At 68.9% G+C, this 286-nt stretch carries 1 protein-coding gene; it reads right to left on the bottom strand.

Features of this window, described 5'->3' with window-relative positions:
• Positions 1 to 146 precede the first annotated feature (146 nt).
• Positions 147 to 286, bottom strand: a 140-nt coding sequence (locus tag NDO48_RS29115) for a 3-methyl-2-oxobutanoate hydroxymethyltransferase (protein ID WP_267322901.1), incomplete at its 5' end; no start/stop codon positions are given.

The raw sequence follows: 286 nt of genomic DNA, 5'->3' as shown, positions 1-286 counted from the left end.
CACCAGCTACGGCGGCGCGGTGCATTCCTTCACCGATCCGAACGCCAAGCTGCCGGGCAAGATGCACTATGACGCCAGGACCTCCCGGCGTGCCTTCCAGGCGATGGACGACCTGCTGGCGGAAGTCTTCGCCTGAGACCGCCGGCTCACTCGCGCATGGCGAAGCAATGCCTGGCCTCGGGGAAGCGCCGTTCGCGCACGTCCTCGGCGAAGCGCCGGGCCGCCTCGTCGATTTCCCGGTCGAGGCGCGCGTAGCGTTCGACGAAGCGCGGTACCTGTTCGCCGC

Source organism: Aminobacter sp. MET-1, assembly GCF_026521175.1.
In the GTDB taxonomy this organism is placed as follows: domain Bacteria; phylum Pseudomonadota; class Alphaproteobacteria; order Rhizobiales; family Rhizobiaceae; genus Aminobacter.
This window is presented reverse-complemented; position numbering and strand designations above follow the sequence as displayed.